Source organism: Gammaproteobacteria bacterium (genome assembly GCA_016195665.1).
In the GTDB taxonomy this organism is placed as follows: Bacteria; Pseudomonadota; Gammaproteobacteria; order SURF-13; family SURF-13; genus JACPZD01.
Map to the genome: position 1 here is coordinate 45,568 of JACPZD010000028.1, position 24,729 is coordinate 70,296.

At 54.3% G+C, this 24,729-nt stretch carries 18 protein-coding genes; 3 read left to right on the top strand and 15 right to left on the bottom strand.

What is annotated here, in order from left to right:
• Positions 1-145 precede the first annotated feature (145 nt).
• On the top strand, positions 146-379 hold the full coding sequence (locus HY028_08060; GenBank protein MBI3344789.1) for a hypothetical protein: 234 nt from the start codon (positions 146-148) through the stop codon (positions 377-379).
• Between the two features lie 65 nt (positions 380-444).
• On the opposite strand, the gene HY028_08065 is transcribed toward HY028_08060, so the two are convergent.
• The 9 genes from HY028_08065 to HY028_08105 form a co-directional block, all read right to left on the bottom strand.
• The gene (locus tag HY028_08065) at positions 445-1,638 is read right to left on the bottom strand and encodes a TIGR03087 family PEP-CTERM/XrtA system glycosyltransferase (GenBank protein ID MBI3344790.1); all 1,194 of its coding nucleotides are present in this window, start codon (positions 1,636-1,638) and stop codon (positions 445-447) included.
• A 4-nt stretch (positions 1,639-1,642) separates the two neighbouring features.
• Positions 1,643-2,722 carry a FemAB family PEP-CTERM system-associated protein gene (locus tag HY028_08070; protein MBI3344791.1) on the bottom strand — a complete coding sequence of 360 codons (1,080 nt, stop codon included), beginning with the start codon at positions 2,720-2,722 and terminating at the stop codon, positions 1,643-1,645.
• Positions 2,723-2,758: 36 nt separating this feature from the next.
• On the bottom strand, positions 2,759-3,577 hold the full coding sequence (locus tag HY028_08075) for a DUF3473 domain-containing protein (GenBank protein MBI3344792.1): 819 nt from the start codon (positions 3,575-3,577) through the stop codon (positions 2,759-2,761).
• A 62-nt stretch (positions 3,578-3,639) separates the two neighbouring features.
• Positions 3,640-4,818, bottom strand: coding sequence for a UDP-N-acetylglucosamine 2-epimerase (non-hydrolyzing) (gene wecB, locus HY028_08080; protein MBI3344793.1), 1,179 nt, complete (start codon positions 4,816-4,818; stop codon positions 3,640-3,642).
• Complete coding sequence (locus HY028_08085) at positions 4,818-5,834, bottom strand: AAA family ATPase (GenBank protein ID MBI3344794.1); 1,017 nt, start codon at positions 5,832-5,834, stop codon at positions 4,818-4,820. The genes wecB and HY028_08085 overlap by 1 nt, the downstream gene beginning before the upstream one ends.
• A 15-nt stretch (positions 5,835-5,849) precedes the next feature.
• On the bottom strand, positions 5,850-7,448 hold the full coding sequence (locus HY028_08090; protein MBI3344795.1) for a TIGR03016 family PEP-CTERM system-associated outer membrane protein: 1,599 nt from the start codon (positions 7,446-7,448) through the stop codon (positions 5,850-5,852).
• Positions 7,438-8,394 carry a tyrosine-protein kinase family protein gene (locus HY028_08095; protein MBI3344796.1) on the bottom strand — a complete coding sequence of 319 codons (957 nt, stop codon included), beginning with the start codon at positions 8,392-8,394 and terminating at the stop codon, positions 7,438-7,440. Before HY028_08095 ends, HY028_08090 begins: the two co-directional genes overlap by 11 nt.
• A 21-nt stretch (positions 8,395-8,415) precedes the next feature.
• A complete protein-coding gene (locus tag HY028_08100; protein ID MBI3344797.1) occupies positions 8,416-9,963 on the bottom strand; it encodes a chain length-determining protein in 1,548 nt (515 codons plus the stop codon).
• Between the two features lie 106 nt (positions 9,964-10,069).
• Entirely contained in the window at positions 10,070-10,648 is a 579-nt protein-coding gene (locus HY028_08105; GenBank protein MBI3344798.1) for a polysaccharide biosynthesis/export family protein, read from the bottom strand.
• Positions 10,649-11,317: 669 nt separating this feature from the next.
• On the opposite strand from HY028_08105, the gene HY028_08110 reads away from it, so the two are divergent.
• The gene (locus HY028_08110) at positions 11,318-11,881 is read left to right on the top strand and encodes an N-acetyltransferase (GenBank protein MBI3344799.1); all 564 of its coding nucleotides are present in this window, start codon (positions 11,318-11,320) and stop codon (positions 11,879-11,881) included.
• A 48-nt stretch (positions 11,882-11,929) separates the two neighbouring features.
• The gene (locus HY028_08115; protein MBI3344800.1) at positions 11,930-13,909 is read left to right on the top strand and encodes a ThiF family adenylyltransferase; all 1,980 of its coding nucleotides are present in this window, start codon (positions 11,930-11,932) and stop codon (positions 13,907-13,909) included.
• 145 nt (positions 13,910-14,054) lie between these two features.
• On the opposite strand, the gene HY028_08120 is transcribed toward HY028_08115, so the two are convergent.
• From HY028_08120 to prsT (HY028_08145), 6 genes are all read right to left on the bottom strand, one after another.
• Positions 14,055-14,930, bottom strand: coding sequence for a class I SAM-dependent methyltransferase (locus tag HY028_08120; protein ID MBI3344801.1), 876 nt, complete (start codon positions 14,928-14,930; stop codon positions 14,055-14,057).
• 96 nt (positions 14,931-15,026) lie between these two features.
• Positions 15,027-15,857 (bottom strand): PEP-CTERM sorting domain-containing protein, encoded by an 831-nt coding sequence (locus HY028_08125; GenBank protein MBI3344802.1) that lies wholly within the window; start codon positions 15,855-15,857, stop codon positions 15,027-15,029.
• Positions 15,858-16,429: 572 nt separating this feature from the next.
• On the bottom strand, positions 16,430-17,434 hold the full coding sequence (locus HY028_08130; protein MBI3344803.1) for a fatty acid desaturase: 1,005 nt from the start codon (positions 17,432-17,434) through the stop codon (positions 16,430-16,432).
• A 558-nt stretch (positions 17,435-17,992) separates the two neighbouring features.
• Complete coding sequence (locus tag HY028_08135; protein ID MBI3344804.1) at positions 17,993-18,922, bottom strand: PEP-CTERM sorting domain-containing protein; 930 nt, start codon at positions 18,920-18,922, stop codon at positions 17,993-17,995.
• A gap of 176 nt (positions 18,923-19,098) precedes the next feature.
• Positions 19,099-21,894 (bottom strand): PEP-CTERM system TPR-repeat protein PrsT, encoded by a 2,796-nt coding sequence (gene prsT / locus HY028_08140; GenBank protein ID MBI3344805.1) that lies wholly within the window; start codon positions 21,892-21,894, stop codon positions 19,099-19,101.
• A gap of 10 nt (positions 21,895-21,904) precedes the next feature.
• Positions 21,905-24,706: a PEP-CTERM system TPR-repeat protein PrsT gene (prsT, locus tag HY028_08145; GenBank protein MBI3344806.1), complete on the bottom strand. Its 2,802-nt coding sequence runs from the start codon at positions 24,704-24,706 to the stop codon at positions 21,905-21,907.
• Positions 24,707-24,729: the final 23 nt, after the last annotated feature.

The following is a 24,729-nucleotide window of genomic DNA, read 5'->3' on the forward strand; positions in this document are numbered from 1 at the left end:
GGTGTTATTCCAATTTTCATTCAAAACAACAAAAAAAACGATTCACCGCAGAGGACGCGGAGAAAAAACAAACCCTTTCGATGTTATCCCTCTACATCCTTGATGGTTTGTGTATGTTCCTTTGTGCTTCTCTGCGTCCTCTGCGGTGAAAAAAAGCTTGACCCTGGAATCAGGCCTTAACCAAGCTTTCAATCTCGCCGATATTGGTATCCCAAGAATAACCGGCGAGCACTCGCTCACGCCCGGCCCGGCCCATGGCGGTTCCGCTGTCTTCATGGTGTTATTCCAATTTTCATTCAAAACAACAAAAAAAACGATTCACCGCAGAGGACGCGGAGAAAAAACAAACCTTTTCGATGTTATCCCTCTACATCCTTGATGGTTTGTGTATGTTCCTTTGTGCTTCTCTGCGTCCTCTGCGGTGAAAAAAGCTTGAACCTGGAATCAGGCTTTAACCAAGTTTTCAATCTCGCCGATATTGGTATCCCAAGAATAACCGGCGAGCACTCGCTCACGCCCGGCCCGGCCCATGGCGGTTCCGCTGTCGTCTTCAAGCAATGTGGCGATTTTGGATATAAACTCACCCTCTCCCGCCGCGACCAGCAATTCCTCGCCCACACTCGCGGAAATACCCTCGGCTGCCTCGACCGAGGCGATCACCGGCTTGGCCATCGCCATCGCCTCCAGCACCTTGTTTTGTATGCCCCGAGCGATACGCAGCGGCGCGACGGCGATCTCTGCATGGGCAAGATAAGGGCGGATATCGGCTACCGCGCCGGTGACAACGACGCCAGGCAGTTCCGCCAACTTCTTCACGGCAGGGACCGGCCGCGCACCCACAATGTAAAACCGGCTGTCCGGCCGCCTCGCACGCACCACCGGAAATACCTTGCGCGCAAACCATACTGCGGCATCCACGTTGGGCCAATAGTCCATCGCGCCGGTAAAGACTAACACACGTTCAGCGGCGCCATAAGGATTTGCATAGTCTCTCCGCGGCGAGAAATACTCCGCGTCCACCCCGTTGTGAATGGCATAGGTCTTGGCTGCGCTCTCCGGCGCAAGTTGTCTGAACAATTCAGCTTCGGCGTCCGACACAAATACCGAGGCGTCGAAGGCTTGCGCCACCTCGCGCTCATAACGCAACAACTGCTCGGCCTCGCGCTTGTATATCAAACTGAGCGGCCAGGGTTTAGTCAGCGCGTACTGCTTCCACTTGTCCGAGTCCACGTCAACAAAATCTACAATACGGCGGGCTTCCCCGGCGCGCATCGCATACTGCGCCATGACCGAGGAAAACACCACGATATTTCTGACAGGCAACCGGCTCAATAGGTCACTCACCCAGCGCTGTAGTCGCTCGTCCCGATAATAAAAAAGACTCAACGGCGCGCGCCGGATCAGCCCCGTGAGGCTGCTGATTCTCGCGGTGACGGGATTGAGGCCGGCGAAATGAGATTCGCCGCAAAGTTTGCGCACCGTCTCGACGTGCCGCCAGTCATCGGCATCGTCCACAAAGGTGGCGAGATGGACACGGTAGCGGGCGGACAAATATTTCAGGAAATGGTAAGACCGCACCTTGTCCCCTTTGTTGGGAGGATAAGGGATGCGATGGGTAAGGTAGAGCACGTCCTGCATCGCCCTAACCCAGATTTTTTACAACGTAGGGGCCGATCAGATTGGCCAGCGGCAACGGTAATCGCTGCCATAATTTGATGAATAATTGATATTTCGGGTTGAGGGGGTTGTGATCCGGCACTGCCTTGGCGCGGTAGAGTTTGTACTCATAATGCAGCGGCTGCGGCTCGAAACCCCAGTTTATCTTGAAATCGTATGAGCCCGTACCGCGTTTGCTGCGGCCGTAATCGAATGTTTTGCAGCCCCGCGCAGCGGCGCGGCGCATGACCTCCCAATACATGAAATCGTTGCCGGCGACGTCGCGCGCCTGGTCGGTGCCGCCGCCGTAGTACGGCAGCGCCTCGTCGCGAAAATAAAAGTTGAGCACGCTGCTGATCACGCGTCCGTCCAGGGTCACCGTCAAGATCTCACAGCCGGTTCCGAATACTTCCTTAAGGATAGCGAAATAATTTTTGGCGAATACCGGCGTACCGAGCCGGTGCACGCTCTGTGAATAGGCGCTAAAAAAGCGGTCTACATCCTCATCAATCCCGCTCGCGAGGCCAGCCTTTATTCCCTTGCGCACCATCGCACGCTGCTTGCGCGGAATGGCGAGCATGTTCTTTTCCTCATCGGAATCTATCGGCTTTCTGAAGGTGACATACAAATCCTTGCATACCCAATCAGGGTGTTGCGGCGCGAGATTGCGGTATTCCAGATGGTCTACCTTCAAGCGCGCGGCCAGCGCCTGTCCCGCCTGGTCGAGCGACTGCCGGGCGGCCTGCGTCTCGGCCACAATCCCGCCATAGACGCAGAACGGCAGACTCACCAGGCTGTGACCGAACAACCGGCTCTTCACCTCGGCCAGCGGCAGTATGCCTACAATACGGCCGCCCGACTCGGCGTAGAGAAAATGAGTGCGATGCCCAAAGGCGCGTTCAATAACCGTCTTCCAACCGGCGCGATGAAAGAACGTGGCGCCGGGGGCAGCCTCGACAAACGCCTCCCAGCGGGCGACACCGGCGGGTTGCAGGTCCTTGATTACCACTTGCGTAGCGGGCGAATGACGCGCGACCCCGCGCTCATCCTGGGCCAAGGCAGTCATGACCGCCTCCCGAACGGGCAATATCTTGCATAGGCCTCATGGCGCCAGAAATATCCTGTCCATCCTGTCCCACAGGAAGTCCTTGAGCAGCGATCTCAGCCGCGGCTCCATGCGCCTTAGATTCAAATAGTGACGAAAGCGGGTCTTGTGACTGATGCCCGGCAGGCGCGGCTGGTCGGGATCTATCTCCCAGGGGTGAAAATAGAAGATGCAGGCCTGGCCGTCGGACCGATTGACCTGCCGCATGCACCAGCGCGAAAGATAATAAGGCAGCAAACGGAAGTACCCGCCTCCGCCGATAGGCAGCTTGCGGTTGAACAGCCTGATCGTCGTGACCGGCACCTCCAGCAACCCTTGACCTTCGCTGGGATGAAATGCGAAACGCGGCGCATTCGGCATACCGTAGTGATCATGCCGGATAGGATAAATGCTGGAGCTGTAGCGGTATCCCGCCTCCTGCAGGCATTGCAACGCCCACAGATTGTTTTCGCCTATAGAAAAACTGGGCGCGCGATAGCCTTTGACCTCTACGCCACCGATATCCTCCAAGAGATGCTTGGTGCGGGTAATATCCTCCAGGAACTCACCGCGGTTCTGTTCCGTCGCACGGTAATGGTCGTAACCATGACTGGCCAGTTCATGGCCCTGGGCGATTATCCTGCGTATCAAATCGGGATAGCGTTGCGCCAGCCAGCCGAGCGTGAAGAACGTGGCGTGCACCCCGTGGTCGTCCAGCATGGCGAGTATCGCGTCCACATTGCGCTCCACCCGGCAGGGCTGGTTGTGCCATGTTGCGCGGGAAATATACGGGGCGAAGGCCGAAACCTGGAAGTAATCCTCGACGTCTATCGTCATCGCGTTTCGTACCGGCGTCGGGGTTACGGTGTTCGTCATGAGCGGTTACCATCTCGGGAAGATCAATTTGAATTAGCCACGCTCAGCTTGCCGGCATCATTACTCAGCCACTCGTGCATCACCTCGGCGATACGCAGCGACGCCCGGCCGTCCCACAACTCCGGAATTCTGCCCGCCTTGCCGCCCTGCCGCACGATATCGTCGAATACCGCCAGGATGCGTTTTGGGTCCTGCCCCACAACGGTGTTGGTGCCCTCATCCACTGTTATCGGCCGCTCCGTATTATTTCTTAAGGTGATGCAGGGCACGCCCAAGGCAGTGGTCTCTTCCTGGATCCCCCCGGAATCGGTGAGCACCAAGCGGGCGTCTTTCATCAGTCCCAGCATTTCCAGATAGCCGATGGGCGGCAGACAGGCCACGGAGGGGACATCCAGAATGGGTGTTAACGAGAATTGCTCTATCATGGTCCGGGTACGCGGATGCATGGGGAAGATCACAGGCGCCTGCAGGCTGATCTCGCGGACGGCCAACAGCAGATTTTTCAAGATCGAGGCATCGTCCACATTGGAGGGGCGATGCAGCGTCAGCACCGCATACTCCGCGCGGCCGTTCAGAAAATCTCCCTTTCCGGCAAGCTGTAGAATTTGCAAGGGCGGAACGGCTTGTTTCAGATTGTGGTGCAACGTATCTATCATCACATTGCCGACGAAGTGGATGCGTGACGCTTCAACGCCCTCGCGCAACAGATTGTCGCGCGCGCCTCGTTCGGTGATGAACAAGAGATCGGAGATCTGATCGGTCAGCACCCGATTGATCTCCTCGGGCATGGCGCGATCGTAGCTGCGCAGACCCGCCTCGACGTGCACCACCGGCACGCCCTTTTTAGCCGCAACCAGCGCGCAGGCCAGGGTGGAATTTACGTCGCCGACTACCAAGACCGCTGCGGGCCTCTCCTGATCCAGCACCGGCTCAAAGCGGCGCATAATCTCAGCGGTCTGCACCGCATGGCTGGCCGATCCCACCTCTAGATTCGTATCGGGCCGCGGGATATCCAGCGCCTCGAAATACTGATGGTTCATCGCAGCATCATAGTGCTGGCCGGTGTGCACCAGATGCAGATCGAAGGACTGGCTTTTTTTCATTGCGGCCATAACGGGCGCAATTTTCATAAAGTTGGGGCGTGCGCCCACCACACATAAAATCTTGGAGACAGGACCGCCGCGAGAAATCGAATGACCCATCACTGGCCCTCTTTGCGGAGCCGCTCCACACTGGGTAGAGCCAGAATTTCCCGCAACAGCTTCAGCACCTTGATGACGGATTTCTCCATTTGGGAAATCCTGTCTTCGAGTCTGGCCAAATTCGACTGTATCTCCAGCTCCTTTTCCTCACGAAGAACGCTTGCCTCGATATCCGAATCATAGCTTCGAGGTTCGCCAGTGCCGCCTACTTCGCCAACGAGATCCACGATGACTTCTTTAACCGCTGCCTGGTCAAGGGCGTGCATATCCTCCAGATAACCCAGCAGCATCAGCCGGTCGCACAGGGTATTAATCTTGCGGGGGATGCCGCCGGTATAGTTATAAATCGCACTGAACGCATCCGCACTGAAGGAGGGATCACCCTTCCATCCCGCAGTCTGTAACCGATGTTCGATATAGGCCCTGGTTTCCGGCTCATCCATCGGCCCAAGGTGGTAAGAGGCGATGACCCGCTGCCGCAGTTGCTGCATGTCTTCGCCCTGCAGGGTATTGCGAAACTCCGGCTGACCGAGCAGAAAACTTTGCAGCAGAGATTTTTCGCCGCATTGAAAGTTGGACAGCATGCGCAATTCTTCCACGGCGCGGGGGGTCAGGTTTTGCGCCTCGTCAACCACCAGCAACGCCCGCTTCCCCTGATTGTGCAGCGACAGCAAAAACGCCTCCAGCTTTTTCAGCAGGATCGCCTTGCTGGCATCTTCGTGCGGAAGGCCGAATGCGGCCACCACCATGCGCAGCGTGTCATCCGCATCGAGTTGAGTGCTGACCAGATTGGCCGCCACCACATGTTCCGTATCCAGTTTGCGAAACAGATTGCGCACCAGGGTGGTTTTCCCGGCGCCGATCTCACCGGTGATGACGATGAATCCCTCGCCCTGATGCAAACCGTATTCCAGGTACGACATCACGCGCATGTGTCCGCGGCTGCCGTAGAAGAATCGAGGGTCGGGATTTAGCTGGAAGGGTTTGGCATGGAGGTTATAGAATGCCTCATACATAAAAGCGTGTCTGCCTTAGAACCTCATATCCAGTGATACCGTAAGGGCATTCTCTTTATAGTCATTACCGGCCTCACTAGAGTCACGCTCCGTGTGGCGCAGATCCGCAGAACCGTTCATTTTTTTCGCCAGACGCGTGCGTACACCCAGCCTGACCGTCGCCAGGTCGTCCTGCCGCCCCGTATTCTTGAACTCGTTGCGAGAGTATGAGACGCCGAGGTTTGAGCTGGTGCGTGGCGTCAGGCGTGAATTCCAAAAGGCGCTGGCGCCGAACTGTTTGATATTGCCGCTCAGTAAAAAATCATCGCTGCCCGGAGCGCCGTTTGGAACTCCGGCCGTCTGTGAGGTGCGGTCTACATTGAAAAGGCTGAAGACCATGGTGTTCCTCACGCCGTTCAGACTCACCGCGGCCTGCAGGCGTTTTTGCAAAAACGCCCGATTGGTGAGAAAGTTAAGCGACCCCGCCACGGTGCGCGGCAATCCGTTCTGAACGATAAAATCTTCGATAAACTGCGCACGAATTAGCGGATCCGGAATGGCCGAGCTGAATTGGCTGTCCAACAGGCTGGCGATATCAACAGCCGTCGGGATAAAGAACTGCGAAAGTGTAGTCGTAATGTCTTCGGTGTAACTGACGGACCAGACCGTGCGGCGGCTCCGCTGGCTATAATCGAGAAGATAGGTATCCCCAAAATAGCGCCTGCCGAAACGGGCTTCAAGCTTGGTCCGTATGGTCGGCGTCCAGGCAAAACCGGCGTCCCAGAAGGATCCCTCTGGTTTGGGTCCGAGGGTCAAGAAGGTGTTATTCTCATAACCATAAGAACCCACCAGACTCAGCTTACGGCTCAACAAATAGCGCAACTCACCCGAGAATCTCTCTCTCTGATAGTCCTGAAATTTTGTGTTGTTTACATATTCCTTGCTATAAAGCAGCCGCCAGCCCAATTTATAGAAGGCCCTGGCGCTATTTAACTCGGCATTGACGCGGTCGGACTGGCTGTCCGATATGCCGGCTGCGCTGGTGCTGGCTGCATTATGCGTGTACCGCACCAGATAATTTGCAAAGTTTCCCAACCTGCTGCGGATATAGGGGCTGATCCGGTAAGTCCTTACATCCGCGCGATTACCCGTAACATTGACATTATCGGAACTCTGTACACCCAGCAACGAGATGTTTTGCTGGGAAATGGATGCGCTCGCGTCAGTATAAAAGAAGTCTTTCACCCACTCGGCGTTCGCGTTTGCGCTTAACTGGTGGTTGGTATTGTTGCGGCGGCTGTCGCGCAGATAGGTCAGAGTTTGCAGGGTGTAGGCCGCATTGACCTTTAACCGGTTACCCGTTTTGCTCACTGAAACACCGGGATTGATCTGAGTGACAAGCTCGCTCTGCTCTTGACCCTTGGGCGCCAGCGCCACATTGTCGGTATAGGTTTCCCGCAGATTGAGGCGTGGAGTGACGCGCCAATCCGCAGCATCCGCATCAGGCGCCATCAACCATAACGAACACAACGCCGTGTAGCAAAAGGAAAAGGATAGGGCCAGCCGGCCGGGCCTCGCAGTGGGTTTGTGAACTGAAACTGCTCGCATCCCGCGGCGGTCGTGATTATTTGCCATAGCCGCCATACTGCCCGTAGCCGTAATAGTCTGCACCCGTGAGCGCATTGCCCTTATTGAGCAACAGACTGACGACATCGCAGGATTCGATCTGACGCAGCGCCTCCTTAAGCGCCTCGTGGGTCGTCCTTTGCGCCTCGACGATCATCACGATCTGCCCCATGTGAGTGGCCAGAACCCGTGCCTCAGTGGTCGACAGCAACGGTGGAGAGTCAAAGATAATGATACGGTCCTGGTAACGCTGCGCCATATCCCGCAGCAAACGGTTCATGGCCTCACTGGCCAACAACTCCGTGGCGTAGCGATGCCCCCGTCCGGCGGGCAGGATGGAGAGCTTCTCGACGTTAGTCCTGATCAGCACATCGGAGAGTTGAACGTGCTCGTCGAGCAGTACATCCATGATCCCTTTATCCGCTTTAAAGCCGAAAAACTTTGGAATGGAGGGCTTGGCGACGTCGGCATCCACCAAGAGCACCCTGTGATCCATCTCCATGGCGATGCTCATCGCAAGGTTGATCGAGCAAAAACTTTTCCCTTCTCCGGGAAAAGAGCTGGTCACCATAATCAGGTTGCCATTTTTGACCGGCGCGGCGCCCTGGTTAAAGGCGTTCATAATCAAGGGACGCTTAATCAGCCTGAACTGCTCGGCGATCTGCGATCTCTCACCGTCTGGCGTAATCATCCCCGCCTGCCGTAACTTGGCGAGATTGATATTCTCATGACGAGAGGCCTGTTCCGGCAGGCGAGGGGTAGGCCCGCGTTGCGGCTCGGCCGGCGGCTGGCCGGACATAGGGGATTTCACCCCATCACCCAGCTTCTCCCTGTTGATCGCGGCCTCGATTATTTTTTCGTCACGATCCCGCGCGATCTTTTCGCCGTCAGAAGCCGGCTGAATCGGCTTTACAGTTTCTCCAAGTTTGCCCGCCGCCTTTTCAATAATGCTCATAGAAGTCCCCCTGCCACGCCGCTAGGCAAGCTTGGCGGTCAAAAACAACATTGCCATAATCGCCGCGTAGGCGCCCAACAAGCTCAAAAAGGACAAAATAAAAGCGATGAGCCGGTTCTTGTATTTCCTGCTTTGCTGGCGGGTCCAGGTCATGGAAACCATCCCCAGCAGGGGCAGGCCGGTGACCTCACGCAAGGTGCGGGGATCGTTAAAGGTAGGTCGTACTTGACTGACAAAAAATGCCAGAGCGAGACCGCCTATCAAGCCTCCCAGGAGAACCAGCGACATTAACTGCGGGCGGTTGGGCCCGCTGGGAGTAATTGGCACGCGAGGCGGATCAACGATTCTGAAATCAACCGCGCCCTTGGTAGCATCGAGTTCTCCTGAAATCTGCGCCGATTCTCGCCGCGCCAGCAGCTTTTCGTAATTCTCCTTATGCACCGAGTAGTCGCGGTTGAGCTGAGTGAGATCAGCCTCGACTTGAGGCACCCTGTCCGCTGCAGCCTTAAGCTGTTCGTAACGGTTTTCGTACTCTTTTACCCTGGCCTGCATCGAAGCCACGTTTGCCTCAGCCTCGGACAAAGCGATGGACAGTTGTTGGTATAAAGGATTTGTAGTCTGGCCTTGACTGTGCGTCCCGGAAGAGGGGGGATTCAGTTTGGCCTCTTCCTTCTTCTGCGTCTCCAGTTGCTCAATGATGCGTTTGGTGGTGACAACATCAGGATGCTGCTCCGTATACCGGAGACGCAGGGCATCTAAATTTTTGGTCAGTTCTTGAATTCGCGCGTCAAGCTCCGGATTTGCCGGTGCTGGAGGCGGCTCATCAACGATTGCGGTGGACTCTACATCGGCCAGTTGATTTTTAATAGCATCACGCGCGCTTTCGGCCTCGCGCAAGTCGAGCTTGGCCTGATTCACATCACCGCTGGCCCCAGCCATCCTGCCAAAATAATCTTTCCCCTCCCCCGGCATCATACCCATATTCTGCCGTTTGAAGTCCCTCAAGGCGTTTTCCGCCACGATCAGCTTTTGCTCGTAGGCCTTGATCTGCTCATCAATGAAACGCCGGGCGGAATCCGCATCCTTTCTTTTATCCCCCAGGCTGTCTTCGACAAAGATCGTCAATAACGCCTGTACGACCCGCTTGGCGACTTCCGGCTTTCGATGACCGTAGTTGATTACATAGAGGTTATCCCTGCCGGCGCTCTGAATCCCGATCTGTCTGGCCAGCCCATCAATGAGCGACTCCTTGTCCGACGCCGTCTTCGCGGTGATGTCGAGATCCGCCATGCTGACCAACTTCTCCAGATTGGGACGGCTCAACAAGGTCCGGCTCATCATGGCCACCTGTTGGTCCACGTTGAGCTGTACCACCATACCCGACAACAGCGGCTTGAGTATGGTTTGCGTGTCCACATAGACGCGCGCCGATGCGTCGTAGCGGTCGGGCAGGGTATAGACCACCGCCCAGCCGGCGACTGACACTACCCAGGCCACAATGATTACATACCAGCGATGCTGCCATATCCCCTTCAGGTAAGATAGCAGTTGGGCCATCAGATCATGCATCTGCAAACTCTCCTTGGCATTCTGAACCTTATAAGCGTGAAATCGGGGGCCTACTCGGCCAACGGCAATCTCAGCGCTGGGCAGCGGGAGCGTTGCCCAGCCAGGCTTAAAAAAAACTCTCCGGTATAATGAGCACATCGCCCGGACGGACTTCAACATTGGCCGAGATATCCCCGCCGTTGATAAGATCGTCCAAACGAATGCCGAACTGCTCCCTCCCGCCGGACGTACGCAGGATGGTCGCGTTGTTGCCCGCCGCGAACTCGGTCAAGCCGCCCACGGCGATCATCACATCCAGCAGCGTCATATTCTCCCGATAGGGCAGCGACTGCGGCTTGGTGGTCTGGCCGACGACGCGGATCTGCTCGCTGTACGGGCCCACGAAATTGGTCACGATGACCGTGACGACCGGGTCCTGAATATATTTTGACAGGGCCTTTTCGATCTCACGCGCCAACTGCGTGGAGGTCCTCCCGGTGGCCGGCAGGTCTTCCACAAGCGGCGTCGTGATCTTGCCGTCGGGGCGGACGGGAACAGACATGGATACTTCAGGATTGCGCCAGACGATGATATTCACGTTATCGCCCGGACCAATCAAATAATCATGCGCAGGGACGCTGGCGGTAGAAGAGGGGCCGGGCGGGTAAGGGGTCCCGCAACCCCCTAATAAGGAAAGCGTAATCATGAAGCCCAAGGCTTGGAGCCGGCGTATAGAAAAAATTTGTATTTTCACTTGTCTTCACCCCTCTCTAGAAATGCCAATTATGACTAGCAAATATCAAGCCATCCCTTGAGGCAGATATTGTGCTATGGTACTGTTTGCCCGCTATTCCTAGCTTATCGAATAGATGGACTTTAACTTTGACTTTCCCGAACTGTCCCTCTTTAAAGGGCAGTAAAAGCCACTTCACCATCCCAAAGAACTTAGATTCTATATCCGAATCTCTCTGGAAGTAAATGAATTTTCTATTTAATTGTATGAGATTGAAAATTTGGCACAAATCCTGCATTCGTATACCAGACACCGCTTTCTGGCCAAGGGATAGCAAAATAAACTATGCTTAAACACTTGACCAGCTTATCTAACGACTCGCCGGGCGAGCTGAAGTTTAGTGACGGTGTGCAGAACATGCATCTAGTAACTTGGCCGTTATGGAAACGGGAGGGCCGCGGCATGAAACCCACCACTATCGTTGAAGTACCTTTTGAATCTCCGTATGAGATTAATGCGTTACCACTTGATGAGTGGGATCCCACACATACTAGCGACCCTACTGTAAAAGGAGGCTCGTTCAGAATCCGGCTTGCCGATACGCATGGTCAGCGTAGCTCCGCCAACATGCTCATCGACAAAATGTATTCTTGGAGAGGCTATACTCCCTCACCCCCTATCCGGGAGATTCCAAACAGAATTACACTGGTGGCCCACAAGAATGATCACATTATAGGCACGATTACCTTGGGGTTTGATTCTTCCATTGGCCTTTTGGTTGACGAGCTTTACAAGCAAGAGATCGACCCTATCCGCAAACAAAGCCGTAAACTTTGCGAATTCACTAAACTCGCGGTAGACGGTGGTGTCAGATCGAAACGGGTCCTGGCCTCGCTGTTCCATATAGCCTACATCTACGCACACAATCTTCATAACAGTACCGACTTATTTATTGAGGTCAACCCGCGCCACGCCAAATTTTACGAAAAAATGCTGGGGTTTAAGCAATATGGCCCTGAAAAGCACAATCAGCGAGTAAACGCACCCGCCGTATTGTTATGGCTTGATCTTGATTATGCCCATCAACAAATACAAAAATTTGGCGGGAGATTGAGCCTCACCAGATCTGAAAAATCACTTTACCCCTACTTTTTCTCCCCGGCGGAGGAAGAAGGCATCAGCCACCGGTTAGCACTTTCAAGCTGACCGATAATTCATCGCTGTTATTCACGGCCGCCCACCGCTAGACTCGGCATGTTTTCCTACAATCAGGCGTTTTCGCGCAACCTCGGGTGGGTCACTCCCCAGGAACAAGCGGTTCTTCGTTCCAAACGCATCGCCATTGCGGGCCTGGGCGGAGTCGGTGGTAGTCATCTATTGACCTTGACCCGTTTGGGGATAGGCTCCTTTCATATTGCTGATTTCGACACCTTTGATCTGGTCAACTTCAACCGTCAGGCAGGGGCGACGCTTTCCAGCCTCGGGCGTCCCAAGGTCGAAGTGTTGGCCGACATGGCCAAGGGCATCAATCCTGAGATAAACATCAAACCCTTTCCCTCAGGCATTGATGAATACAACCTGTCGGAATTTTTTACAGAGGTAGACCTGTACGTAGACGGCCTGGACTTTTTTGCCCTTCCGGCGCGCCGGGCTGCCTTTACCGCCTGCGCCAAACTAGGCATTCCTGCCATCACCGCCGCCCCTCTGGGCATGGGCGTCGCCTACTTGGTTTTCATGCCCGGCGGCATGACCTTCGAGGACTATTTTTGCCTGCAAGGACTGGAAACCGAGCATCAGTATGTAAATTTCCTGGTTGGCTTGAGCCCCAAGGGCTTTCATCGGCCTTACCTTGTTGATCTCACTCGCGTCAGCCTCTCTGGACGGGATGCACCCTCAACGGTCATGGCCTGCCAGTTATGCGCAGGTGTCGCCGGCGTGGAAGCGCTCAAGATTCTGCTAGGACGCGGCAAGGTATGGGCAGCTCCTCACTACCATCATTTCGACGCCTACCAGGGAAAATGGGTGCGCGGCTGGCTTCCTGGCGGCAACCGTAACCCGATGCAAATTCTCAAGAGGCATATCGGCTATCGAATGTATGCGCGGCTATCCAGAAATTCACCGCCGGGAGCAAGCACCCCACTCCCATCAGAAATAGAAAACATCCTCGAACTGGCCCGCTGGGCGCCGAGTGGCGATAACGCCCAACCGTGGAGATTCGACATCGTAACCGATGACAAACTCACTATCCATGTAACCATACCGGACACCAATGTCTACGAGTACAACAATGGCCAGCCTTCTTTACTTTCCTTAGGATTTTTGCTCGAAAGCATACGAATCGCGGCTACCCGTTTTGGGCGATCCTTGACTTGGGCGTATCAGCAAACCGGAAGGCATGAGCACGCCATCAATGCTGAACTTCCCGTACACCCCGAGGTAACTGAAGACCCCTTGCTTTCTTTTCTCGCCATACGCTCGGTGAACCGCAGACGCTACAAGATGATCCCTCTTACCCCAGAGCAAAAACAGGTGTTGACAGCAGCATTGGGCAATGAACTCGAGATACGCTGGCATGAAACCCTTGGTGAGCGCTGGCGTATGGCGCGCATCAATATGCTTGCCACCAACGTCCGCTTGCGCATTCGAGAGGCATTTGAGGTGCACCGGCGAATTCTCGATTGGGAACGGGAATTCAGCATGGAAGGCGTGCCTGTTAAGGCGATTGGGCTTGATCCGCTCACATTAAGGACCATGAAATGGGTAATGCAGGATTGGCCCAGGATGCATTTCATGAATCGCTTCCTCGGCGGCACCGTCACTCCCCGTGTCGAGCTGGACCTGCTGCCGGGTCTGTTTTGCTCCGCGCATTTTAGTATAACGCGCAAGAACACCCCCGCCGCCGGAGACGAGACACCTTCTTTAGTAAGGGCCGGCCAAGCGCTTCAACGTTTCTGGTTGACGGCAACCCGTATAGGACTGGTGATGCAGCCTGGCTTGGCGCCGCTCTGTTTCGCCCATTATGGCAAACATAAGATCGCCTTCACAACCGATAACGCAATCCATCGCAAGGCGGAACATTTGGCCGCCAAGTTAAGCCAGGCGTGCGGGATTCAGGACAGCGATAACCTGCTTTTCATGGGACGGATAGGGCCCGTCTCAGCCAGGGTTGAATCCCGTTCGATAAGGCGTCCGCTTTCAAGCCTTTTGAATACCCCGGAGGCGAACCCAAAGTAATCGCGTACTCCTAAGGAAGCTCTGATTTATGCATGTTGAACCGCCAAGACGCCAAGAACGCCAAGACTTTTATTTACAAATTCAAGCCTTTTTTCTTGGTGACCTTGGCGCCTTGGCGGTTGGCGATATATTTTTCAGAGTTTCCCTAACGAAACGGATCGTTCCTTAACCCGCCCAACCGGAAGAAAAAGCGCAAATCGTCCAGATCACGGCGGTAACGTGACGGGAGCTTTTGACGCATCTCTCTTAACCGCTGCTGCAACGCATCCGGTAACGGCTTGTCATCGCTTTTGATCAGCACAAGAAAAGGCATCTTGAAGGTACTGTAAACCGTCGCATGAGGGGGAAGACATCCCCTTGCAGCAACCTGAAAGTCTTCGAATAAAAACGCGGCGCGCAACGAACGTTCGTAATCCAGCGAAAAAAGATGCGGTTGATGCCGGGCGTTCATGTAGGCGAAAAATAGCACAGACTTAAGTGACTTCAGGCGCCCAAAATCGACCAGATAGAGCGCGCCGCCAGGGCGTAAAATACGCTCGATTTCCCGGAAACAGTCCCTCAGAAGAGTATGGGTCGGAAGATGATGAAGGGCCATGGTGCTTATGACGCCATCGGCAGCGTGGTCCGTCATACCCTCCAGACGGGTGATATCGCCCTGGGAAAACTTCACATTAGAGAGACCTAAATTTCGGACATGAGTTTCCGCGCTCTCCAGCATGGCGGGGGAGAGATCAATCCCTAGGAAGGAAATATGAGGATTAAGTCCGGCGACTTGCGCCAATTGCGTGGCAGGACCGCAACCAAGATCAATCACCTTCTGGCAACCCTGGATCACCTGAGAGATCCGTGCGGAATGAAACAGGTAGGCGGCCGCCATTACTCCGTCGGCCCGGCCCGCCTCGCTATAAGCGGCCACCTGCCCGGGATCGTCCATGACTAAATCAGGCTCAGGCTCGCGGGGTAATGTCCGCTCGCTGAACACCTCCCGGAGAAGGGTTGGAATCAGGGATAATTGCGGCATCGAAACATCATAAAACAAAAGGCCTCCCCTTTGCCAGCAAAGGGGAGGCCTGTGTCAGACTGGATTAAATCAATCTGTCAGACTGTAAATTCCGCGTTAAGCCCTACGGCGGCGGCTTGCGAAAAAACCAAACGCCGAGAGGCCAATACCCAGCAAGGCTATACTGCTGGGCTCCGGCACTGTTTGAAGGCGCAGATCAGCGGATCCGGAAAGCGGTTGATTGGCGGGCAAGAAGGCATTGCTGAAGCTGCTGCCCACCTGCGCATCGCCTTTACCATCGGCATCGGGGTCTCCAAGCGTATCCTTAACTAAGAAGGGCGCAGCAGCACCACCGACAATATCCAATAGTCCGGTTCCGCTACCGGCTATAAGCGCGCCGATACCATCAAGGCCCACACCGGTTGCGTGCAAAGAGATGCCCGTAACATGATTCGGAAAAGCACCCCCATTTGTATCATAGATGTTGTTGCCTGTCAGATCCAGCCAGAGAAGACCATTGCCGGTGCTGGCCTCGACAAAGTCAGCCGCTATGGCCGCCGGAGTCCCCGGGCCGACGGGGGTAAGCGCAGTATAACCCGCAAGCGAGGGGTGATCTGTATAAAACTTAACAGTACCACCCGTAAAGTCAGTGTGCGTGGGAGAAAGGAAACTAACAGCATAATTGTCAAAAACATAGGTTAGACGGGTATCATTGTCACCCGCACTCCAGGTTAAACCGTTCGTATCGAAAATTTGGGTCACCTCGCCATAACCGCTTAATATATCCCCTAGCGCAGTGACTACACCTTCATAAACACTGGCAACCTTGAAGAGAGGACTCCCGCCGCTGCCGATATTAACGCCATCTACAATAATGGCTGCAGTTGCCTGGCCGGAAAACGAAAACGCCGTTGCCAGCCCCATCGCTAAAAGTAGCTTCTTGTTCATAGCATTGCTCCTTAGTAAAACAGTTGAGTGTTGTCGGTACGGGTCAAATTACGAATCTCAACAGGTTCATTTGCAAACTCGATGCCATGTCTAAAAAAAAAATATAACTACTTGTTTTAATTAGTAATATTTTTCATCTCGTCTTGAGAATTAGACCTTCTCATCCTTCGACTGTAAAATTTTTCGACAGAAACATTCGGCATCCACTGGCTAGAAATGTGAGTTAAGCGAAAAATTACAGGGATTCCTGGCGAACTGCTCTAAAACCCTCATCTAGAGCACTCTAAATAAGTATTTGTTTTTATAGAGATAATTTAAAAACCACTGCCAGTATAACCACCACTGGTACAACCGGCCATCAGCAATGTACCCGGCTTTGGAAATGTAAAATTCTCTGACAATTTTATAGTTAGGGAAGCTCTGATTTATGCATGCTGAACCGCCAAGACGCCAAGAACGCCAAGACTTTTCTTTACAAATTCAAGCCTTTCTTCTTGGTGACCTTGGCGCCTTGGCGGTTGGCGATATATTTTTCAGAGTTTCCTTAGAGGATAATCCCATTTTCAAGGTGCTCAGAGAGCCGCCTTGTCTACCATCCCATAGCTTGATCTGCTCATCAAATATCTCAGATAACCGGCGTAACCATTAAAGACATTTCTTTCTGTAACAAGCCCTTCCTGACAAAAAATTTCATGCACCTCCGGTAACTTTGAAAACGGGATCCCGGGATAATAGTGGTGATACACATGCAGCGTAAAGTTTAAATTAGGGATCAATAGAGATTCCCACCAGCGAAGCTTGATAAGCGGGGTGGATTCCGCAACCGTCGGATGAACCAAGTTATATTTATGTTCACATATCGCTCCCCAGCGCACAAGAACTTGCAGAACGGTCATCAACGGCAGTATCCAGTAAAGAAGAAACAGACTCCATGTATTTGTCCATACGAGAAACATTATAAGAATCAGATAGTATCCCAATCGAGGCCATCTTTGCGCGGACGCCTTTCCTTTAACGGGGGATGGCATATCCATTTGTTTGGATTTTATGGTTTTCCACGTGCTGAGCCCAATAAAATCCTTTAATACCGTCTTCAGTAAAGCTCGTCCTGGCTGCGGAAAAGTCCATTCTTCCCCCTGCTTACGAAGATAATCAGGGTCTTTGTCCGTAAAATATTCACGGTGATGGGTGAGGTGGACATTGCGATACCCTTCCAGAGTGATCAATAACGGGTAGGCGGTCATGAAATTGGCTATATAATCACCGAGCTTCGATCTAAATGCTGACCTGTGACACTGCTCATGCAACAGTAAACCAAGAATGTTTTGGCGTGTACCGATCAAGAAAATCGCCAGGACAGTAACCCAAATGTTCTGGAAATAGTCCGCAATGAAGATTACCCCAATGATCGTTACCCACGCCATTGCAAGTTGAAACAGGAAACGGCCCGGATCAGGCCGCGCGAAAGCTTTTATTTTATCTCCCGCTTCTTTTGAGAGACTCGTTGCGTCGCCCATAACCGCCGGTGACAGGGGTTCACCCATTTCAAAAATGTCTACACCACTCTTCGCTGTCATCGTGTTCTCCTCCATTTCCCAGCCGCTCACAGCTGATTACTGAGCGTCAAGGAAATAATATGGAAACCTCTGACGTGTCAAAGCTTCCTTAACTATATCGTCCTCATTACTTATCTACTTTAACCCAAATAGTGTCATTTTTTGGCGCCTGCTGACTCGGAGGAAGATCGCTATTCGTGTGTTTGCGAATCGGGGGGTCAGGGCTGTGCCTGTTCGACAAAGGGATGCCGAAACAATTCCCGCTGGAACCTCTCTCGGTGTTCATAGGAGGAAAGACAAGGGAAAGAATTGACGACCACAACACGCAGGAAATAGTGGGCGACGCTAAGCCGTTGAACAGGTGTAGTAAAGCGCCCTAAACTGGGCAGGGCAGATTTTCACTTCGTGGCCTGAGACCTCTCTCCGGGATGGACTTATTCTGGGCTTCCTCAGCGGAGACTAAGAACTTATCCATAAATAATTTACCGCAGAGGGCGCAGAGGAATCAAGAAGGATTTGTTTCTCCTCCGCGTCCTCCGCGGTGAAGCTTTTTCACCGCAAGGGACGCAGGGGAACTATTTATGGATATGCTCTAAGCCGGCGTAAGCCCAGCAAGCCCGCCATGCCAATACCTAACAACCAATAGGTCGCTGGTTCGGGAACGGCCAGGAAACTACGGCTTGACCACTCTTCAAAGCCCGCGCTCGCGCCGTAATTGCCGGCTGGAAGGGCGCCGGGCGAGACCTGGGCGCCGGGCAGCGGACCCAAGGAAGGTGGAGGTGAGTTATTTTTTTTACTGCTGTTACCAACTATGTTACCTACACCGCCAAAAGAAGAATAAAGGTAAACATACTGTTGGTTATTCGCCCCGGTGAATACCGAGTCAGGGACGAGTACGGTAAGGTCTATCCCTTTGCCGCTGCCACTGAAGTTGGAATAGTCAAGCCCAATGGTATTGTTGGTGGTGCTGGTATCCAGGTCGTAGACCTTGGTGGCGGTATGGGTCCCGTTGGCGTAGCTTAAGGTATTGGTCGTAAGATTATAGTTGTCGAGATCACCAACAGACCCCAAAAAAATCCTGAAATCATCCAGGGAAAGATATTGCTCCCCCTGGCCGCTGGATTCGTTGATATCCAAAAAGAACTCGCGGTACAAGGTGCCATTGACGTCTTTAGTGGAAACCGTCGAAAGCAGTAAGGAATGCGTCCAACGATTCTGGTCTTTGGTATCAAATTCCACCGGCCTACCATCGGTGTTGTAGCCATTTTCCACGGTGTCGTTGCCGTTCTGGGCCTGGATCCTCACGAAGGGATCAAATACCCCCGTGCCGACTGTGGTGTCGTTGTCTGGCGTAGCAAAGATGGCGTTGTTAATGACCGCGTATCTGTTAATCCGGGTAAGATCATAGGCATTATTGGTTATTATAGGACTGGCAATCACTGTGCAACTCGCCAAGCCTAACACGCCAAGCAAAGGATTCAATAATTTAGGGTTGGTTAGCTTCTTCACAGCAAATCCTTCAATTTCTTTCCGCCAAGGCAGCACCTAGATTGGTTGTTCATACGCAAATAAAGCAATTCTCATGCCTTATTATTAAAATATTGATATTCATCATATTTATTTATATAAAAAATCAAAGCGTAAGTACCACTGTAAAATTATTCGACAAAACAACCTGCATTTTGTCAAAGTTGCTTCAATAACGCCCGCGCCTCGGTTTCCTCGGGGAATTTCTTGCCGGAGGAGAGCAGCCGCTCCAATTCGCGGCGGGCAAGCGCCTTCTCCCCGGCCTTGGCCAGGGCGGATGCATAGTGATAATGCACTAGCGGGACATCAGGGGCAAGCTCAAAGGCTTTCTGGAGCTTCTCTAGGCCCTGCTTAGTCTTGCCCTGTTCTACCTCTAGCCAGCCGAGCGTATCCAACATGCTGAAGTCGTCGGGCTTAACCTTGTTGGCCTTTTCGGCAAGCTCCAGAGCACGTGCAGGTTCACTCTTGCGCAGCAGCCAGGCCAGATTGTTGAGCGATTTCGGATCATTAGGTGTCTTTTTCAGTATGGCTTCAAAGGCGGCGATAGCCTCTTGTTCCCGACCCAACTCGAGATAGGCGCCGCCTAAAAAGACGGGAGCGCGGATATCGTCTGGATGAGATTTTTGCCAGTCCAGCACATTGGCGAGGCCACCTTTTTTATCGCCAGCCGCCCAACGCGTACGGGCTAGCGCAAACACCAGCGCGTCCTGCTCAGGGAATTTTTTCACCGCCGCCTCGACGACCTGAATGGCTTTCGGATAGTCCTTTTGACGGAGGTAGATTTCAGCTTCGATTCCCATCCCCTCCGGCGAATCTTGCGATTCTTGCTGTAGTTCGCGGCTTAGCCGGAGCGCCTCGTCCAGCTTGCCTTCATTGAGGTTAAGCCGGGCAAGCGCCGCTTTTGCCCGGGGATGAGAGGGCTGAAGTTTAAGCGCCTGCAACAATGCAGTGCGAGTTGCTGCTGCATCATTCAACGCAGCGTGGGCGGTAGAGAGATAAAAATTTGCATCTGCCGAGTCCGGCCGCAGTTGGACAATATATTTAAAATTCCCGAGCGCATTTCCGGCATCACCGGTCATAAGATATGCCAATCCACGCACCTCTAATAAACCGAGGTCATCCGGATGGGCGCGGGAGGCCGCTTGGCTGACCTCAAGCGCCTTTGAGGGGTTACCCGTATTCAGGTAGTTTCTCCCTAGAAAGACAGCGGGCTCCGCTACCTCCGGATATTTGCGCATCGTATGCTCCAAAATTTCCTTGGCCTTTTCCTGGTGTTGGGCTTTCAGCTCTAACTGGGATAGGGCTAGCAGCGTCGGCAGATGGTCTTTATTGTGATCCAATATTTTTTGGTAATAACTGCGCGCCTCGTCCAGATTTTGTTTGCTTAACGCGAGCTGAGCAAGGTTATGGGCAGCCGGTGGATAACCGGGTTGTAGCTCTAACGCCTTGAGAAAAGACCGTCGCGCGCCCTCTTGATCCTTTTCCATCAACAGCACCCCGCCTCGATAATTATGGGGCACTGGACTGTTGGGTTGTTTGGCCTGGAGGGCGTCAATCGCCTGCAAAGCCTTGTCAAACTGTTTGTTACGCATTAGGGTCTGGATCAATATCTCGTCAGCCTCTGGTGCGTCGGCATTGAGCTGAATGGATTTTTCAAGCTCTTCGATCGCTCGTGTGTTTTCTCCTTTTTGCAGCAGGGCTACCGCAAGATCGGCGCGTGATTCGGCTTTAGCAGGTTCGTGCTCAACAACCCTTTGCAGGTATTGGGTGGCAAGTTCATTCTCACCTATAGCCAGATGTATCCGCCCTAATGCACTCAGGCTTTGCGGGTCATCTATGTTAATGTTTTGTAGCGTCGTAAGCGTCTTTTCGGCCTGCTCCCTGTCTCCCATCTTTATCTGTACCGCCGCGAGCAGCGCTTGAATCTGAACGGCTTTGGGATAATGACGTGTGTATTGAGTAAATTGTTGTGCTGCCTGCTGATAATTTTTCAGGGCAGTGTTGGTGAACCCAAGCCACAGTATTGCGGGGAGATATCCAGGCGTAGCCTTGAGCGCGGTCTCAAACGAGGTCTTTGCGTCGGTATAGTTACGGTTCTTAAACTGAATTACGCCGCGCAAGTGAGTCACTATGGGATGATCCTTGGCTATCTTTGCCGCGGTATCGAGATCCTGGCCGGCCTCTTTGAGGCTGTTATTTTGAACCCGTACCGCGGCCCTCCCGAACAGGGCGTTCAAATTACCGGGTTTGCGCTGCAAGGCGCTGGTGTAGGCGGCCTCCGCCTCGATCAAGCGTTTGTTGTCGCGCTCCAGATCGCCAAGCAGGGACCAGGTGTCGCTGTTTTTGTCTTCCAGCTTTAATGCCTTCTGCAGCTCTGCCCGCGCCACATCCGGTTTGCCCTGCACCGCCGCGCAACGCGCCAGGCCCCAATAGGCGGGGACATAGCCGGCATCTTTCTGTTGCGACTGCTGGAACAGCAGGCACCCTTCCAGCTTGCCCAAGCCCAGTTGCGCCTGCCCCTGGATTTCCAGCATCCTGGCGATAGCACCCTGCGAGGAGTCAGGGCCGGGCTGGGTTTCATCGAGGGCGCGCTTGTACAAGCCTTGCAGCAGCAGGGCGCGGCCCATGGGCGCCTTGAGGCTTTCCGGATTAATACCGAGTTCCTGCGCGCGTTGCAGCTCCTTTTCGGCATCCCGGCCCTGCTCGAGGGTGACATAGGCCTCGCCCAGCAGCCACCTCGCCTCGGCGTTGTTCGGATTCTTCTGCAAGGCGTTTTTGAGGTTGATGACGGCCTCCTGGAGCTTCCCCTGGCTCTGGGCGGTCTTGGCCTTTTGCAGATATTCCTGATCGGTGTAGCTCTTGAGCCGCTCACAACCGCTAAGCCCTAAAAGACACACAGCCAAAGTCAGTCCAATTACCCTCGCCTGACCATGTCCGATGAAATTTTCCATCATGTCAGCTCTCCTAATTCCTTAATTCTTTTAGCAACTGTATGGCTTCCTGCTCCTGGGGAAATTTGGCGCCCCCGGAGAGAATGCGCTCCAATTCATCGCGCGCCTTGATGCGATCGCCGGACTTGAGCCAGGCTTGCGCCAGGTGATAGCGTATTTCTTGCGCGTCGGGCGCCAATGACACTGCCTGCTCCAGCAATCCCAATCCGCGTTCGGTCTTGCCCTGTTCGACCAGCATCCAGCCTAGCGTGTCCGCCACTGCGGCGTTGTCGGGCTTGAGTTGATACGCCTTTTCGGCATACTCCAACGCGCGCGGATCCTTGACCTGCTGATACGCCCAGGCGAGGTTGTTGAGCGCGACGAGATTGTCGGGTTGTTTCTTCAACAAGCCGGCATACTCTTCGATGGCGGCGGGATATTTGGACGCCTTGAGATAGGCATCCGCCACATAAAATCGCACCGTCAGGTCTTCGGGATTTTCCTCAAGCCACTGCTTAACGCGCGCCTCGCCCTCTTCCGGCTTGCCGGCTTGTGTCTGGGCGGCGTGGATCCTCATGGCCAGCGCCCCGTTCTTGCCCAGGCCATAGGCCTTTTCATAGAGCGCCGCCGCCTCGGTGAATTTTTTCTCCGCCATGCGGATATCGCCTTCCAGCACATACCCCGCAGGCAATTGAACCGCCTGGCTTTGCACCTGCTGAGCGATTTTGAGCGCCTCATCATTGTGCCCTGCGCGCAGCTCCAAACCGGCCAGCGCGACCCGGGCGTCAAGATAGTCGGGCTTAAGCTCCAAAACCTTTTTCAGGGTCAAACCGGCGGCCGCCTGATTACCCGCGGCGATCTGGGCGCTGGCCAGGCGAAATTGGGCAAGCGGCGATTTGGGCTGGAGTTCGACCAGCTTGCCATACGTAGAGAGGGCATGGTCCTGTTCTCCTGCGGCCAATTGCGTCAAACCGAGGATGTCGAGCGCCTCGAGGTTATCCGGGTTGGCATTCTTGGCTTCCTCCGCATTGGCCAGGGCCTGCTTGACGTCGCCACTCTGCAGATAATACTTGGCAAGCATCAGCAGAGGCTGCGGCGCTCCGGGACTGGCCTTCTTGGCGCGCTCCAGCCAACCGAGCACGTCTTCCCGCTTGCCGCCGGTGCGAGCCGTGAGGTTCGCCAGGGCCAGCATGGCCTGCATATTGTTTTTGTCTTTTTCGAGCAGCGCCTCGAAACGCCTGCGCGCCTCATCGGGCTTCTTGTCCTGTAAATCAAGCTGGGCCAGATTCATCGCCGCCGGAAAATAGGCGGGTTGCAGCTTGAGCGCGTGTTCAAATTCCCGGCGGGCGCCGGCAAAATCCTTTTTGCCGATATACACAGACCCTCTCAAGTTATAGGTGAGAGGGTTGTCCGGTTGTTTTTTCTCCAGGCCCTGGATCGCGGTCAAGGCTTGATCGAGCTCATTACGCTGGATGTGGGTCATAATGAGCAGAATATCGGCCTGAAACTTTCCGGAATCGAGCTCGACGGCTGACTGTAGATCGGTCATCGCCTGCTCTGTTTCGCCCGCCGCCAAACGGCTTAAACCGAGACTGACCCGCGTCCCCGCGCTTTTCGGATCGAGCCTCGAGGCCTTCCCAAAGTATTCGGTCGCCTTGGCGAAGTCATTACTCTCCAAGTAGGCTTCGCCGGCCAGCATCAATAACTGACCGTCATCAGGGAGCTTCCCTAGAGTAGCCTCGAGGAGTCGTATGGCGCGTTGAAACTGTCTGGTCTTGATAAGGGTGGCCGCCATCAGCTTGCGCGCATGGAGGGTATCCGGCGCCTTGTCGAGCACGGTATTAAGATACTGCTCCGCCTGTTCAAAGCTGCCCAGCGCATACTCCGCGGCCCCCGCCAATAATACGCTGGGCAGATGAGCGGGAGCCGCCTTAAGCACCTGCTGTATCGCGTCACGCGCCGCCGCGTAATGGGTCTTGCGGTATTCGAGCAGGGCCTTGAAGTAATTGACCAGGGGGTTGTTCGGGGCGGACTTGCGCAGAATCTCGATATTTTTTTCCGCCTCGTCATATTGGGTGTCGCTGATCTGCATCGCGATCAAGCTCAACCTCGCCATGGCGTCGTCCGGTGCAAGCTCAAGCGCTTTTTGATAGGCCGCTATGGCGGCGCCGTTGTTGGGTATCAAGCGCTGCACATCGCCCTTCATTAACCAGGCCTGTACGTTTTTGGGGTCACCGGCAATCGCCCGCTCAATCAAGCCGACGGCGGTCTCCAGCTTGCCGTCCAGCCCCGCGAGTCTTGCCTGGCCGAGCAGCGCATCGGCAAATCCGGGCTGCTTGGTGAGCGCCTGCTCGAAGGAGTTTTTTGCATCGTCCAGGAGGCCCAATCCGAGTTGGGCATGGCCACGCACGCTAAGCACCTCCGGGGTGGGCTCTACCTTGGCGTCTCCTTCCAACTGGGCCTCGTCCAGCGCCTTTTGAAACTCACCTTGCATTAACAACGAGCGCGCCAGCGCGGGCGCCACTTTGGCCCGATCCATCTTGAGATCCAGTGCCCTGCGCAACTCCCTCTCCGCCAGTTTGACTTCGCCGGTAGTGTTATAGGTAGTCCCCAATAGATAGCGCGCCTCGGCATAATCAGGCCTTTGCTGCAACGCGTTTTTGAGTTGAATGACGGCCGACTTGCTGTCGCCCTTCTCGAGATAGTGCTGAGCTTGGGTAAACTGGGCCTCGGGGCTTTCTTTTTTGGCGCAGCCGGGGGCAAAGACAAGCGCCATCGCGGCGAGCGCAAAGACCAGCAGCCTGGCTGCGGCGGGAAGGGATCTTGATTCTCTCATGTGTGGTTATCCTAAATTTAGAG

Bases quoted from the DNA above. Each gene is read 5' to 3' on its own strand.
- wecB (MBI3344793.1), bottom strand. From the start codon at position 4,818: ATGGGTCATTCGATTTCTCGCGGCGGTCCTGTCTCCAAGATTTTATGT.
- HY028_08090 (MBI3344795.1), bottom strand. From the start codon at position 7,448: ATGGCAAATAATCACGACCGCCGCGGGATGCGAGCAGTTTCAGTTCAC.
- prsT (MBI3344806.1), bottom strand. From the start codon at position 24,706: ATGAGAGAATCAAGATCCCTTCCCGCCGCAGCCAGGCTGCTGGTCTTT.
- HY028_08070 (MBI3344791.1), bottom strand. From the start codon at position 2,722: ATGACTGCCTTGGCCCAGGATGAGCGCGGGGTCGCGCGTCATTCGCCC.
- prsT (MBI3344805.1), bottom strand. From the start codon at position 21,894: ATGATGGAAAATTTCATCGGACATGGTCAGGCGAGGGTAATTGGACTG.
- HY028_08085 (MBI3344794.1), bottom strand. From the start codon at position 5,834: ATGTATGAGGCATTCTATAACCTCCATGCCAAACCCTTCCAGCTAAAT.
- HY028_08095 (MBI3344796.1), bottom strand. From the start codon at position 8,394: ATGAGCATTATTGAAAAGGCGGCGGGCAAACTTGGAGAAACTGTAAAG.
- HY028_08110 (MBI3344799.1), top strand. From the start codon at position 11,318: ATGTATTCTTGGAGAGGCTATACTCCCTCACCCCCTATCCGGGAGATT.
- HY028_08130 (MBI3344803.1), bottom strand. From the start codon at position 17,434: ATGACAGCGAAGAGTGGTGTAGACATTTTTGAAATGGGTGAACCCCTG.
- HY028_08100 (MBI3344797.1), bottom strand. From the start codon at position 9,963: ATGCATGATCTGATGGCCCAACTGCTATCTTACCTGAAGGGGATATGG.
- HY028_08105 (MBI3344798.1), bottom strand. From the start codon at position 10,648: ATGATTACGCTTTCCTTATTAGGGGGTTGCGGGACCCCTTACCCGCCC.
- HY028_08075 (MBI3344792.1), bottom strand. From the start codon at position 3,577: ATGACGATAGACGTCGAGGATTACTTCCAGGTTTCGGCCTTCGCCCCG.
- HY028_08125 (MBI3344802.1), bottom strand. From the start codon at position 15,857: ATGAACAAGAAGCTACTTTTAGCGATGGGGCTGGCAACGGCGTTTTCG.
- HY028_08065 (MBI3344790.1), bottom strand. From the start codon at position 1,638: ATGCAGGACGTGCTCTACCTTACCCATCGCATCCCTTATCCTCCCAAC.
- HY028_08120 (MBI3344801.1), bottom strand. From the start codon at position 14,930: ATGCCGCAATTATCCCTGATTCCAACCCTTCTCCGGGAGGTGTTCAGC.
- HY028_08115 (MBI3344800.1), top strand. From the start codon at position 11,930: ATGTTTTCCTACAATCAGGCGTTTTCGCGCAACCTCGGGTGGGTCACT.